This is a genomic window from Extibacter sp. GGCC_0201, assembly GCF_017566055.1.
GTDB lineage: Bacteria > Bacillota > Clostridia > Lachnospirales > Lachnospiraceae > Extibacter.
Genome location: NZ_JABFCH010000003.1, coordinates 108209 through 121794 on the forward strand (window position 1 = coordinate 108209; position 13586 = coordinate 121794).

General features: G+C 47.9%; 10 protein-coding genes. 3 read left to right on the forward strand and 7 right to left on the reverse strand.

Annotated features, from left to right (window positions below):
- Window positions 1-5: 5 nt before the first annotated feature.
- Both HJV72_RS03055 and HJV72_RS03060 read right to left on the reverse strand, forming a co-directional pair.
- Window positions 6-548 (reverse strand): zf-HC2 domain-containing protein, encoded by a 543-nt coding sequence (locus tag HJV72_RS03055; RefSeq protein ID WP_208068555.1) that lies wholly within the window; start codon window positions 546-548, stop codon window positions 6-8.
- The gene (locus tag HJV72_RS03060; RefSeq protein WP_208068557.1) at window positions 535-1032 is read right to left on the reverse strand and encodes an RNA polymerase sigma factor; all 498 of its coding nucleotides are present in this window, start codon (window positions 1030-1032) and stop codon (window positions 535-537) included. Before HJV72_RS03060 ends, HJV72_RS03055 begins: the two co-directional genes overlap by 14 nt.
- 339 nt (window positions 1033-1371) lie before the next feature.
- On the opposite strand from HJV72_RS03060, the gene HJV72_RS03065 reads away from it, so the two are divergent.
- The 3 genes from HJV72_RS03065 to HJV72_RS03075 all read left to right on the forward strand — a co-directional run bounded on the left by HJV72_RS03065 (window position 1372) and on the right by HJV72_RS03075 (window position 6016).
- Window positions 1372-2736: a peptide MFS transporter gene (locus tag HJV72_RS03065; protein ID WP_208068559.1), complete on the forward strand. Its 1365-nt coding sequence runs from the start codon at window positions 1372-1374 to the stop codon at window positions 2734-2736.
- Between the two features lie 183 nt (window positions 2737-2919).
- Window positions 2920-4707, forward strand: a complete 1788-nt coding sequence (locus HJV72_RS03070) for an aminopeptidase P family protein (RefSeq protein WP_208068561.1) — start codon at window positions 2920-2922, stop codon at window positions 4705-4707.
- A gap of 70 nt (window positions 4708-4777) precedes the next feature.
- A complete protein-coding gene (locus HJV72_RS03075; protein WP_208068562.1) occupies window positions 4778-6016 on the forward strand; it encodes an amidohydrolase family protein in 1239 nt (412 codons plus the stop codon).
- A gap of 816 nt (window positions 6017-6832) precedes the next feature.
- On the opposite strand, the gene HJV72_RS03080 is transcribed toward HJV72_RS03075, so the two are convergent.
- The 5 genes from HJV72_RS03080 to HJV72_RS03100 form a co-directional block, all read right to left on the reverse strand.
- A complete protein-coding gene (locus HJV72_RS03080) occupies window positions 6833-8821 on the reverse strand; it encodes a 2-isopropylmalate synthase (protein ID WP_208068563.1) in 1989 nt (662 codons plus the stop codon).
- 189 nt (window positions 8822-9010) lie between these two features.
- Window positions 9011-10540 (reverse strand): sodium:solute symporter family transporter, encoded by a 1530-nt coding sequence (locus HJV72_RS03085; protein WP_208068565.1) that lies wholly within the window; start codon window positions 10538-10540, stop codon window positions 9011-9013.
- 220 nt (window positions 10541-10760) lie between these two features.
- Entirely contained in the window at window positions 10761-11237 is a 477-nt protein-coding gene (locus tag HJV72_RS03090; protein ID WP_208068567.1) for a methylglyoxal synthase, read from the reverse strand.
- A 25-nt stretch (window positions 11238-11262) separates the two neighbouring features.
- Window positions 11263-12831, reverse strand: a complete 1569-nt coding sequence (locus HJV72_RS03095; protein WP_208068568.1) for a putative ABC exporter domain-containing protein — start codon at window positions 12829-12831, stop codon at window positions 11263-11265.
- Window positions 12831-13526 (reverse strand): ABC transporter ATP-binding protein, encoded by a 696-nt coding sequence (locus HJV72_RS03100; protein WP_208068569.1) that lies wholly within the window; start codon window positions 13524-13526, stop codon window positions 12831-12833. Before HJV72_RS03100 ends, HJV72_RS03095 begins: the two co-directional genes overlap by 1 nt.
- Between the last annotated feature and the right edge of the window lie 60 nt (window positions 13527-13586).

Below are 13586 nucleotides of genomic sequence, written 5' to 3' on the forward strand. Positions count from 1 at the left end.
GTACATCATATGCCCGCGACCAGAATCGCGATGCCTATGATGCCGGCGATTACGAGGCAGGCGGCTTTTAGTAAGATTGAGGCGGCAGCCATCATCTGTGATACAAAGGTCTCTTTATTAGTTCTGTCCCTTACAAGAAATACATACTCCGCTACGAGAAACATGATGAGAACGGCGGGCAGCAATGGGCCATAAGAAAACATGTATTCCATCAAAAGTCCTTCCCCCGCTATTTTCCGTATATACATGGCGGTAAGGACAATGCTCAGGATGTTAAGAACGACATCCACATAAGCCGCTTTTACGAGAATATCTTTTTTTGCTTTCTGTTCAATATACTTCTTCCCTTCCTCCAGCAGCTTCTCTTCTTTCAGATTTTGTGCCATGAAGTCTTCCTCAAATTCTATCCCCTGCTCCATCATCATTTTCTGCTTTCTGCATATGGCGCACTGCGCGAGATGTTCCTCCACAAGCTCCCTGCTCTCCTTGCTGCAGGCATCGTCCAGATAAAGCGGCAGCAGATCTTGTATTATGTTACAGTTCGTCATCTCCGTCTCCTCCTAACCTTTCCTGAATCATACGCTTTGCCCTGTAGCAGGTGACCCTTACCCAGGATTCCGACTTGCCAAAGAGCCGGCTGATATCCCGGCACGACAGCTCACCCATCACCCGCAGGGTAAACACTTCCTTATATGGCTCCGCAAGACCGTGCAGTATCTCATGAATCCGCCTTCTCTGGTCCGCATCTACCACCGCTGCCTCTACATTGTCCCTGCTCATATATCCTTCCAGACTCTCCTCCGGTGCCAGAGCCTTGTTCTTTTGGCACCACGCATAATAAGAATGCTTGGCAATCTGACAGAGCCAGACCGATATCTTGCATGTACCCCGGAACTGGTCCAGATGTTCAAATGCAAGACAGAATGTCTCCTGTGTCAGCTCTTCCGCAAGATCCGGACTGCCGCTGAGCTTAAGCAGAAAACGGTATACACTTTTCAGATTCCTTGTATAGATCTCTTCGAATTCATCCATCTGCCCTGCCTCCTTATATATAAGAGTGCGCAATCCTTGTTTTGTTACAAATTATTTTCCTGTTTTGGACGTAATATATTCCAGATTAAAGTATAGCACATGCCTCCATAAATAGAGTGTTAATTATTTACCATTTGCCTTTAGCATGCTAATACAGCGCCAAATCACCTTGCCAAAACTCCAATAAATTCCTAAAATAATTATTAACTTTTTCTTAAAAACGAGTTGTACTATAGTCTGATTTGTGCTATCATCTATCTCGATAAAGTTTTAAATATTGCTGGTGGGGTTCCAGATATTTAAAACAAAATAATAACCTAATATTGGGAGGTAATAAGTATGGAAACAGCAGTAAAGAAACGTAGACCGTTTGGCTTCTATGTTTGTGCTCTCGGATTTACATTCGAGCGTCTGGCATTCTACACAGTGAAATACCTGTTGGCCATCTGGATTGCAACTGAGGCTGCCAAAGGTGGACTTGGTCTTACCGATGTAGAAGGTGCTGCCATGTCTGCTTCCTTCGTAGCATGGACGTACATCACGCCTATGTTCGGCGGATACATAGCGGACCACTGGTTAAGCCCGAGAATTTGCGTCGCTGCAGGTATGATTTTGATGGGGATTGGATACCTGTGTACATGGCAGGCCCACTCTATGGGTCTTGTGTGGGCAATGATTGTTCTCGTATCAATTGGTACCGGGCTGTTCAAAGGGAACTTATCCGGTGTCAACGGACTGTTATTCCACGATAAGGATGAATTGAACTCAGCTTTCTCAATTCAGTATTCTTTCGTTAATATCGGTTCCTTCATCGGTACGACGTTCCTTGCCATCACAGCAACGACAGGACTTGGCGGACTTAAGTTAAGCTTCAACACAGTATTCTTAGTATGTGCTATCTTCTTATTTATCGATGCTGCATGGTTCATCTTCAACGGCAGAGCTCTTGGCGACGCCGGCAAGAAACCATTCAAGCATGACCAGAGAGAGTTCGTAGCTAAGGACAAGAAAGATGCTGAAGAGTCCAAGCCGCTTACATCCGGCGACTGGAAACGTATTATCGCCGTTATCCTTGTAACGCTGTTCTCCGCCGTGTTCTGGATGGTATGGTACATGGCCTACATGCCTGCGTACTATTATTTCGGTTATGGCGACGGTGCTTCCTTCCTGAACCATGCGAACTGGTATATCGGCAACTTCCAGATACCTACATCATGGTTCGACTCCATCAACGCTCTCGTATGTATCATCTTAGGGCCGGCACTCGCTGTGCTTTGGGCTAAGATGGCGAAGCGTCCGAAGGGTGACATGAGTATGTTCAAGAAGACTGCTCTTGGCACGATGCTTGTAGGTGTATCCTATATCGTAATGGTTATCGCTGATATTATCAGAGGTGAAGGTCAGGCTTCTGTCTTATGGTTAGCCCTTGTTTGCCTGCTGATGTCAGTCGGAGAAATGGTATTCTCCCCTCTGGGGAACTCCTTCATCTCCAAGATTGCGCCTGCGAAGGTACTTGGTCTTCTGTTAGGCTTCTGGCCAATCGCGGTATTTATCGCACAGTATGCTTATCCGCCTGTATATGCATGGTTAAAGACCATCGCATTCGCAAAAGGATATGGCGGACTTGCAGTTGTCGTAATTGCGCTTGGCTTAATCCTTTGGATTTTCAGCGGCAAGCTTGATAAGCTGGAACAATCCGAATAATCAACTGAATATGGATGAAAGCAGAGCTCATGCCGGGACTCCGGCTCATGAGTTCTGTTTTTTTGCCTTTCCTTAAGCTGCATCATTTATAATTTCACATTTTTAATACTTCGGTTTGTACTTTAGTCTGTTTTGTGGTACATTTATGATATAAAAAGAGGTTTTTTCAAGGAGGTATATCGAATGAACGTATCAGAAAGAATTTCCAGGCTGCGCGCTCTGATGGCTGAAAAGAAGATTGACGCATATGTCGTTCCCACCGCCGATTTCCACCAGAGCGAATATGTCGGAGAACATTTTAAAGCAAGAAAATTTATTACAGGCTTCAGCGGCTCCTACGGGACGGCTGTCATCACGATGGATGATGCGGGCCTCTGGACCGATGGCAGATACTTCTTCCAGGCCACCAATGAATTAAAAGGCAGTGGTGTCCGCCTGATGAAGATGTTCGTCGGGGACACTCCGTCGGTGACGGAATATCTGACCGATGTGGTTCCTGAAGGCGGGACGGTCGCATTTGACGGTCGTGTACTGTCCATGGAGGAGGGATGCGAATATGAGGAAGCCCTCACCCCTAAGGGCATTCGTCTCGATTATTCGGAAGACATGATTGATACGGTCTGGGCGGACAGGCCGCCGCTCTCCGATAAGCCGGCTTTCTTCCTGGAAGAGAAATACTCCGGGGAAAGTGCCGTGTCCAAGCTCTCACGTGTCCGTGAAGTCATGAAGGATAACGGGGCGACGCTGCATGCTGTCGCATCTCTGGATGATGTATGCTGGCTTCTGAACCTGCGGGGTGATGATATTGATTTCTTCCCGCTTCTGCTCTCCTACGCCGTCGTCAGGATGGATGGGGTTGATCTGTACGTGGACGACAGCAAGCTGGATGACCGGATCCACGAAGAATTGGATAAAGTTAATGTAACTATCCACCCATATAACGATATCTACAGCGATATTAAAGAACTGGATACATGCGAGACCATCCTGATCGACCCGATGAAGATGAACTATGCTCTTTTCAAGAGCATTCCGTGCAATATCGTGACCGCCCCCAATCCTACGATTCTTATGAAAGCCATGAAGAATCCGGTAGAGCTTGAGAATATCAAGGCCGCACATATCAAAGACGGCGTAGCTGTCACGAAGTTCATGCACTGGGTGAAGACCCGTTATGACAAGGAGACCATCACTGAGCTCAGCTCAGCCGAGAAGCTGACACAGTTCCGCGCCGAGCAGGAAGGCTACATAAGAGACAGCTTCGAACCTCTCTGCGCCTATGCAGACCACGCGGCCATGATGCACTACTCTCCGAGCGAAGAGACGGATGTCAAGCTGAAGGCCGGGGCGTTATTCCTAAACGATACGGGCGGCGGATATTATGAAGGCTCCACCGATATAACAAGAACCTTTGTCCTCGGCTCTGTAGACGCACAGTTGAAGAAATACTTTACTGCCGTCGTGCGCGCCATGATGAATCTCTCCCGCGCCAAATTCCTGTACGGCTGCTATGGATACAATCTTGATGTACTTGCAAGAGGGCCTATCTGGGATCTGGATCTTGACTTCCAGTGCGGTACCGGACATGGCGTCGGCTACCTTGCCAATGTCCACGAGCCTCCGACAGGATTCCGCTGGTACGTCGTTCCGAGCAAGAACGAGCACCATCAGCTGGAAGAAGGCATGGTAATCACAGATGAGCCTGGCATCTATGAGGATGGCCAGTTTGGCATCCGCATTGAAAATGAGTTTATCGTGCGTAAAGGCGTTCAGAACAAGTATGGCCAATTCATGCATTTTGAGACGATTACCTTTGCTCCAATCGACCTGGATGGAATCGACCCGGAAGAGATGAGCAGGTCCGAACGGGAGTGGCTGAACCATTATCATAAAGATGTATATGAGAAGATAGGCCCGCATCTGAATGATGAAGAACGAGAATGGCTGAAGGAATATACACGCGCAGTTTAAATTGAGACTGAACCGGCACTTTTACCCAATGCCGGTTCTAGATTGTAAGCGAAATAAGGAGGTTTTGACAATGATTATTGCAGCAAGATATCTGATGACAGGCGATGGCAAGTCTGTCCTTGAAAACAAAGCAGTTCTTACCGGGGCTGACGGTAAGATCAAAAGAATCGGGGCTAAGGAAATACTTATGAAAGAGTTCCCGGAGGAAGAATATAAGGATTATGGAGATGCCACTCTTCTTCCAGGCCTGTTTGATATGCATGTCCACCTTGCTTACTGGTATTCTCAGCCGGACAGCTTCAATTATGGATCCCAGCTTGTCATGCTCTATGCGCTGCAGCACGCGCAGTCTGCTTTTGAGCGTGGAATCACTTCTGTCCGCGATATGTCTTCTGCCCACGGGGTATGCAAGAATCTGAAGCTGGCGGCCGAGAAAGGGTTTGTAACCATTCCTCATATAACCCATACGGATACAGGCATGTGCATGTCCGGAGGACACGGATGGGAAGAAGTCGCACAGGTTGACGGTCCGTGGGAAGTCCGCAGGGAAATCCGCAGGCAGGTCCGTGACGGCGCCGAATGGGTAAAGATACTGACTACCCACCGTTCTCATATCCCGGAGTATACCCAGGAGGAATTAGACGCCGCGGTAGATGAATGCCACAGACGTGGAATCAAATGTGGTGTCCATGCCGGGACAAATCCAGGCATACAGATGTGTATCGATGCAGGTTTCGACACCATTGAGCATGCCACGTTCATGACCCTTGACCACGCAAAGCAGATGGCGGAAAAGGGCATCGCGTGGACACCGACAATCATGGCTTATACACTCCTTTACGATATCTGCAAGGAGAACCTGGAAAAGAATGCAGGTGCCCCGGTCAATGATCCGGTTATGCAGAAAGAGATGAAAGATTACCAGTATTTTGAACCGGCATACAAAGCTTATAAAGAACATTTCAAAGAATTCTACGACACAGGAATAACCGTAATCGCAGGAACAGATATGGTCATGTACCAGTCCCCTCTTCTGCCGCTTCCCCGTGAGCTGCAGTATATGGTTGAATACGGCATCACTCCGGTACAGGCGATTCAGACAGCGACTTATAATCCCGCGAAGGTACTTGGCGTGGAGGACGAACGCGGTCTTGTAAAAGAGGGACTGGATGCAGATCTCCTCGTCGTAGGCGGCGACCTGAGCAAGGACATCACCTGTCTGAACGACGTAAAGCTCGTTACACTCGGCGGCAGGAAAGTATTTGAAAATGGAATACGATATGTAGGAACCGGCAATATGTTCATGTAATGTGAGTTTAGTAAAGTGGCTGCGGACTGGGAGCCGGGTGGCATCTGCTCCGATGCGTCCGAGGCTCCGACTATTTCACGTATCCCTAACCCTGCGTAATGCGCGCCGATTGCGGCTTGCATCCCGCAGGATAAGGGCTACGGAAAGGATTCTCCGCCTCTTCCGCTTGCACCTGCGCATCTCCCACCCGGCTCCCCGCCCGCTATCTACTTCACTTAACAAGGGCGAGTGCGGTTGTGTGACGTTACTGGCCAGCGGATGAACGCTGGCTGCGTTAGTTGAGTGATAAAATATCACAAGCTTAATGTGAATAACACAAAGAGCAGATGAATGATAAGAGTTTTGCAAGTCTATATGAATCAGGCTGGCGAATCTGTTCGTTGTGAATCAATTGCAGCGAGGCGAGCACGCCGTTGCTGCAAGAAGAGCCGGAATCAGGCAAGGGATGTCATCTCATAAACATCCTCGTACCTGATTCCGGCTCTTCTTCATATTAGAATTTCTTTTCGGCAAAGGGCTTAGCCCTTTATCACTATGCTGACACAACCAAATCCCTTCCATCAGCCAATAGTGTCACACAACCGCCCCGCCCATGCCAGTAAAGTAGATAGCCGATGGGGAGGTATGGGACAGATGCGAAGGTATAAGCGGGAGGGACGGAGAATCCTCACCAGATTCCTTGGCTTGTGGGATGAGAGCCGCAATCGGCGAACATTCCACAGGCTTAGGAATCTGTGTGATAGTCGCAGTTCCCGGACGCATCGGAGCAGATGCCCCATACCTCCCCAGCGGCGCCCTACTTCACTAAACCCACATTTACTTCTGATTCCTGAACTGCATTGGTGTCATATTATATGCTTTTTTAAAAAGCCGGTTGAAGTGCTCTACGTTCTGGTAGCCGACGGAGAGCGCTATGTTTTCTACCGTCATATTACTGCTTTTCAGCAATGCCCTTGCTTTCTTCATCCGAATTTTCTTTACCAGATCTCCGAATGTCATCCCTGACTTCTCTTTAATGTATTTCGAGAGATATGGTTTTGACAGAAAGAACTTTTCTGATAAATCATCCAGTGTTATATCGATATAATTTGCCTGGATATAGTTCAGTATTTCGATCATCCTGGCATCTTTGCACGTGTCAGAACTTCCTATAGCCTCTATCTTGTTGACAGCTACCGTCAGCGCTTCTATAGACGCACTGATGATATCCGCGTCGATGCCAACACCCCACAGGACCTTTCCGTTGCAGATAATGCCTACATATGCCACCGCCTTGGAGGATGACCCTTTCGTGAGAGAATGTTCCTCATAGAAAGTGAGTTCGTAGCTGATGTTAAAGTACTGTTTGATTGCATTGCTCACCGCATCCAGACGGCCATTTCCCATCGCAGTAATGACATGGGCCTCGCCGCCGTGGTTGATTGTCGTCTCTGCCGTGATTCCGTCTACCTGTTTAAAGTGGCACTCGTCTATGTGGAACACTGGTTTCGTATTCACATAGTTGTCGGAGAATATCTGGTATACCCAGTCCGGCGTCAGCTCTTTGTGCGCTTTGTCGGAGACATCTTTTACAAGATAACCGACCTCCTCCCTCATCTTCTCCGGGAGATTGATTCCGTAGCTCTGCTTCAATATATAGTTGACGCCGCCTTTTCCGGACTGGCTGTTGATCCTGATGACATCTGAATCATACCTTCTGCCAACATCCTGAGGATCGATTGGGAGATACGGTACGGTCCATTTGACGCTCTTTCCGTCATCCTTCCATGACATTCCTTTCGCGATTGCATCCTGATGGGATCCGGAAAATGCAGTAAATACAAGATCGCCTGCATAAGGCTGTCTCTCATACACATGCATTCTCGTAAGCTGTTCGTATTTCTCACGTATTTCTCCCATATTTGAAAAGTCAAGCCCAGGATCTACGCCATGGGAATACATGTTCATAGCCAGGGTAATGATATCCACGTTACCGGTACGTTCTCCATTGCCGAACAGTGTCCCTTCTATCCTGTCGGCTCCCGCCAGCATTCCCATTTCTGCTGTGGCCACTCCGCTGCCGCGGTCATTGTGGGGATGGAGGCACAGGATTACATTGTCCCGATAGTTCAGATGCTTATGCACGTATTCTAACTGGCAGGCGAATATATGCGGCATCGCGTTCTCTACCGTGGTTGGGATATTGATGATGGCTTTATTGTCTGCAGACGGCTTCCACACGTCCAGTACAGCATTACATACATCCACTGCATAATCCACTTCCGTCCCCGGGAAGCTCTCCGGGCTGTACTGGAAGGTAAAGTTCCCCTCGGTCTCATCGGCAAGTTCTTTCAGCAGCTTTGCCCCGTCTACGGCAATCTTCATAATCTGTTCTTTTGTCTTCTTGAAGACCTGCTCTCTCTGGGCCACGGATGTGGAGTTATACAGATGTATCACCGCATGTGGCGCACCTTTTACCGCTTCAAAGGTCTTTTTGATAATGTGTTCTCTCGCCTGGGTCAGTACCTGTACCGTTACATCTTCCGGTATCATGTCTTTCTCAATCAATGTCCGCATAAACTGATATTCCGTCTCCGAAGCGGCAGGGAATCCAACTTCTATCTCTTTAAAGCCTATATCCACCAGCATCTGAAAGAAATCCAGCTTTTCCTCAAGGCTCATAGGCTCGATAAGCGCCTGATTACCGTCTCTCAAATCTACACTGCACCAGATGGGAGGATGGTCGACATATTCCTTCTTCACCCAGTCGTATGTAACCTCCGGCGGCATAAAATACTGTCTTTCATACTTTTCAAAATTCTTCATTACACGCTCTCCTTCTACTTGTTCTATACATTGATAATTATCTGAAATATCATCTAATACCACATTCTTATCAGATAAATATAAATCAACTTTATTGTTCTTTTTTATACTTCTATATCCTAACATATGCATACGAAAAAGGAAAGTGACAAATATAATCACTTTCCTTGATTAATATTAATATGCTATCTAGTTTGCTTCGAGCGAACGTTTCTTGGTAATCGTGACTTTCTCTTCATAGCAGGTAAAGATATCGTCGACATGCTCCTTCTTAAGCTTAGGTGTCAATATGCTGACTACCGGAACTACTACAAGACCTGCAATCATGGCTACAGCCCCAGCATTGATCGGGGATGCTATATAGTGCAGGAACATGTTGGATACCGTGATACCTACTCCTGCCGCGAAGCTCGCCCATACAGCCGCTTTCGTGACGCCTCTCCAGTACAGGCCATACAGGAACGGAGCCAGGAACGCTCCTGCCAGCGCACCCCATGAGATTCCCATGAGCTGGGCGATAAAGGTCGGCGGATCAAGCGCAATCACAACCGAGACCGCGATAAAGAATACGATAAGAACCTGCATCGTCCTTACTTGCTTCCTTTCACTCATGTTCTTCATGACATTATCCTTCAGGAAGTCCAGCGTCAACGTAGAGCTTGATGTGAGCACGAGCGATGCCAATGTCGACATAGAAGCGGACAGCACGAGGACTACGACCACGCCTATGAGAATGTCCGGCAAAGTTGAAAGCATATAGGGAACGATACTGTCAAATACTACATTTCCAGCCTCATCATATATAGCACTGCCATCAAACAGCCTCCCGAACCCTCCGAGGAAATAACTTCCTCCGGCGACAACGCAGGCAAATAAGGTCGATATGACGGTCCCTGTATTGATGGCCTTCTCATCCTTGATTGCGTAAAACTTTCCGATCATCTGAGGAAGCCCCCATGTTCCAAGTGAAGTCAATATCACTACTCCCAGAAGATTTAACGGATCCGGTCCGAAAAATGATGTGAATGCACCTGGCTGTCCTAAGGTAACCGGTACGTCGCTCGGAATCTCCGCCATCTTGCGTATGGCCTCCAGGAATCCTCCCTGTCCGCTCAGGACTGCCGCAATGACCGCCACGATGCCAATCAGCATGATGATACCCTGGATAAAGTCATTGATTGCCGTCGCCATATATCCGCCAAGTATGACGTAGATACCGGTAAATACGGCCATGGCTATGACACAATATGTATATGGAATATTAAATGCCATGCCAAACAGCCGAGACAAGCCGTTATATATTGATGCCGTATATGGAACGAGGAAGATGAATACAATCGCGGACGCCGCTATCTTGAGCACTTTGCTGCTATACCTTTCACCGAAGAAATCCGGCATCGTCTTAGACTTCAGATGCTGGCTCATGACCTTCGTACGCCGCCCGAGTACGACCCACGCAAGCAGGCTGCCTATCAGCGCATTGCCGATTCCGATCCACGTAGAAGACAGCCCATATTTCCAGCCAAACTGCCCCGCATAACCTACAAATACAACTGCGGAAAAATATGAAGTACCATAAGCAAAGGCCGTGAGCCAGGGCCCCACCGAACGTCCTCCCAGTACAAACCCATCTACACTTGTCGCATGCTTCCTAGAATAAAGCCCTACAGCCACCATCACCGCAAAAAATACAATAAGCAGCGTCAACTTGATACCCATAATATTCTCCTCTTCTCTCATTTAGTCTTTCTTTCGCTTTAATCCGTTACGCTTTAAAGCATTAAAGCACTTAAGTCCTATGTAGGATATCATATAGCCCCGCCTTTGTCAATAGGGGACAGGTTAAAATGAATTGGGGACGGGGTTTTTCTAGAAAAACCCCGTCCCCAATTCATTTTAACCTGTCCCCTAGGAGTTCCCAAAAAAAGATGAAGTATTTCTACTTCATCTTTTCTACTCTGTCTTGTATTGTCTTGTTGAAATTTTCGACCTTCCGGCTGTATATTTCTGTCATATATTTTGAGTTCAGCATGAAGTCTGCGGTCGCAAGGTTGTTTGCTATCGGTATGTCGTACACTACCGCAATACGCAGCAGCGCTTTGACATCCGGATCATGAGGCTGTGCTTCCAGCGGATCCCATAAGAATATCATAAAGTCAATCTGGCCTTCTACAATCTTGGCGCCTATCTGCTGGTCTCCTCCGAGCGGACCGCTGTTATAGCCCTTCACGGGAAGCCCTGTGCGCTCCGATATCAATCTGGCCGTCGTCCCTGTACCGCACAGGAAATGGCTCTTAAGTACGTCTTTATTCTTATCGCACCAGTCCACCAGTTCTTTCTTCTTACCGTCATGTGCGACTAATGCTATGTGCTTCGCTTTACCAATCTCAAATGTCACGTAATTATCCTCTAACATATATTCTCCTTTCCGTCTGTTACGACTAGTCCCACTGCTCCATCGTCTCAAACCTTCCCACTGTAAGCAGTGCAATAAGGACTGTTACTATCATACTATAAATCAGCATAATAGGAAAGACAAAGTTAAAATGAATGAAAAATCCCATCAGCGCCGCCAGGCCAATGCCGACCCCCAATATACCGCCCTGGACAGCCATCGCAAAGATACTTTTCCCTGTATTGCCAAGCGTACTGCCTAGAATGCTCTCCCCGAGTATCTTGATATAGAGACGGTTCGCCTGAAGCACACAATAGATCAGGATACACATCACTATCTGGTACGCGGGTATCCCCCATACAATTCCAACAGGCACCGCCAGCACGATCCCGTCCACCAGAGACTTTATGTGCTCCATCGCAGTGGCATACCAGAGCTTGCGCATCGGTTTATCTGGTATGAGGAAAATATAAGGATTGGCAAGCTCCTTATTCCATTTCCCCAGATAACCAGTCGTGAGGAAAATCAGGTACGCCATAACGCCAAGCAGGGACAGCCCCGGTGGGATATGCTCTGGCGTATCTATCACAAAGACGCAGATGGCAGCCCCTATGATGCTGTACAGAGTCATCGCTCCGAATATAAAATACTTTTCCTTCTTATATTCCAGCAGCTGCCTGTAAAATATGGCCTTTGCCCCGGAACCGTGATAGCGCATTCCGGCCTTCTTGAACTTTTTCTTCTTGCCGATTGAGAGGACGACCTCTCCTTGTTTGCTGCGGCTCTTCATCTCCGCATAATCATCCGCGAACTTGGCCGCATCCTCATAATAAGCGCCGCTGCACTTCATCCTGAGCGCAACAGACAGCATTCCCGCACAGCTCAGGAAAAACAGGGCTGCTCCGATGACATTCACAGTTGCAGGGCCGATTACTATAAGTCTCACCGCGGCCACACACCATCCGGCTACCGGTACGAGCTGCAGCGCCGGGAGATTGAAGATATCCTCAGCCGCGGCTGCAGAAAACCCGTTCTTTTTAATAAACAGTATAATAATGACCGCGATAACACCGATAAGGACATAGATGCTCTTGCAGATGACCTTTACCAGAGGTTCGAAACGCTTCTCTTTCGCGTATAAGAAAATGATCAGGCTCGCTTCAAACACGGTTTCACATACGAACAGGACAAAAAACAACAATACCGCTCTCCCGACAGACAGATGGAAGATCGTAATACCCGCCAGCGCAATCACCACATCCATGATAAGGTTAATCACAAAATTCTTCACCGCGCCATATAAAAGAATCTTCTTGGGACTGATAGGTGCCGGAAAAATAAAATGCTGATGGCTCGGCTTAAAGATGACTCCCTTCAGCTTGGCATATGAGATGAAGTTAGAACAGATTGCCAGGTACACCCATGCCGTAAGGATATAGACCAGCCATTTTACGGAGTCGATTCCTCCGTTTCTTGCCAGTATCCCCCATCCGGCCAGCAATAGCACCACATAGGCGCCGCCAAGCACGATGTAGATGTATGTGACCGGCTTCTTAAGCGCTTTCTTCAGCCGGTTGGAAAACGTACGCTTCGTCAGATATAGTAAAGCATCCATCACCGGTTACCTCCCGTCAGCTCGAAGAACAGGTCATCCAGATCTTTTCCGCCCACTTCTTCCTTCGTATAGGAACCGATGATATGGCTCTTCTCCATCACGAACATGATATCCCACAAGTCTTCCACCATCTCAAGCATGTGGGTGCTGATCAGCACGGTCACTCCCTTTTCCTTGAGCTCCAGTACCATCTCTTTCAGCTCTTTTATCGCTTTTGGATCCAGTCCAACCATTGGTTCATCCAGCAGTATGACCTTCGGCTTGATGGCAAGCGCACAGCAGATGCTCACCTTCTGCATCATCCCCTTGGACAGTTCGTTGCCCAGCTTATCCTGCTTGTCTTCCATCTCAAAGCGGCAGAGTATCTCTTCTATCTCGTCGTCTGTAATCCCACTGTCGTATGCATGGCGGATATATTCAATATGCTCCCTGACCGTAAGCGCCTCAAACATGTTCGGTATCTCTGGCACATAGGCAAAACACTTCTTCGCGTCCATCGACTTCGCGGGAAGCCCCTGTATCTGTATCTCTCCCTGATAACGCAGCAGTCCCGCTATACTCTTGATGATGGTAGACTTCCCCGCCCCGTTTGGCCCAAGCAGAATCCCCACCCGGCCGTCCGGCACGAAAAAATTCACCTGGTCCACCGCCAGGACCTTGCTGTATGACTTGCTCAGATTCTGTATTGCCAACATAACTTTTCCCTCCTGATAAGCTCTTTCTCCTAACCATTTGTACTATTGATTTAATACAAT

What these genes read in the sequence shown, in the direction of transcription:
- HJV72_RS03055 (WP_208068555.1), bottom strand. Translation starts at nt 548, where the DNA reads ATGACGAACTGTAACATAATACAAGATCTGCTGCCGCTTTATCTGGAC.
- HJV72_RS03060 (WP_208068557.1), bottom strand. Translation starts at nt 1,032, where the DNA reads ATGGATGAATTCGAAGAGATCTATACAAGGAATCTGAAAAGTGTATAC.
- HJV72_RS03065 (WP_208068559.1), top strand. Translation starts at nt 1,372, where the DNA reads ATGGAAACAGCAGTAAAGAAACGTAGACCGTTTGGCTTCTATGTTTGT.
- HJV72_RS03070 (WP_208068561.1), top strand. Translation starts at nt 2,920, where the DNA reads ATGAACGTATCAGAAAGAATTTCCAGGCTGCGCGCTCTGATGGCTGAA.
- HJV72_RS03075 (WP_208068562.1), top strand. Translation starts at nt 4,778, where the DNA reads ATGATTATTGCAGCAAGATATCTGATGACAGGCGATGGCAAGTCTGTC.
- HJV72_RS03080 (WP_208068563.1), bottom strand. Translation starts at nt 8,821, where the DNA reads ATGAAGAATTTTGAAAAGTATGAAAGACAGTATTTTATGCCGCCGGAG.
- HJV72_RS03085 (WP_208068565.1), bottom strand. Translation starts at nt 10,540, where the DNA reads ATGGGTATCAAGTTGACGCTGCTTATTGTATTTTTTGCGGTGATGGTG.
- HJV72_RS03090 (WP_208068567.1), bottom strand. Translation starts at nt 11,237, where the DNA reads ATGTTAGAGGATAATTACGTGACATTTGAGATTGGTAAAGCGAAGCAC.
- HJV72_RS03095 (WP_208068568.1), bottom strand. Translation starts at nt 12,831, where the DNA reads ATGGATGCTTTACTATATCTGACGAAGCGTACGTTTTCCAACCGGCTG.
- HJV72_RS03100 (WP_208068569.1), bottom strand. Translation starts at nt 13,526, where the DNA reads ATGTTGGCAATACAGAATCTGAGCAAGTCATACAGCAAGGTCCTGGCG.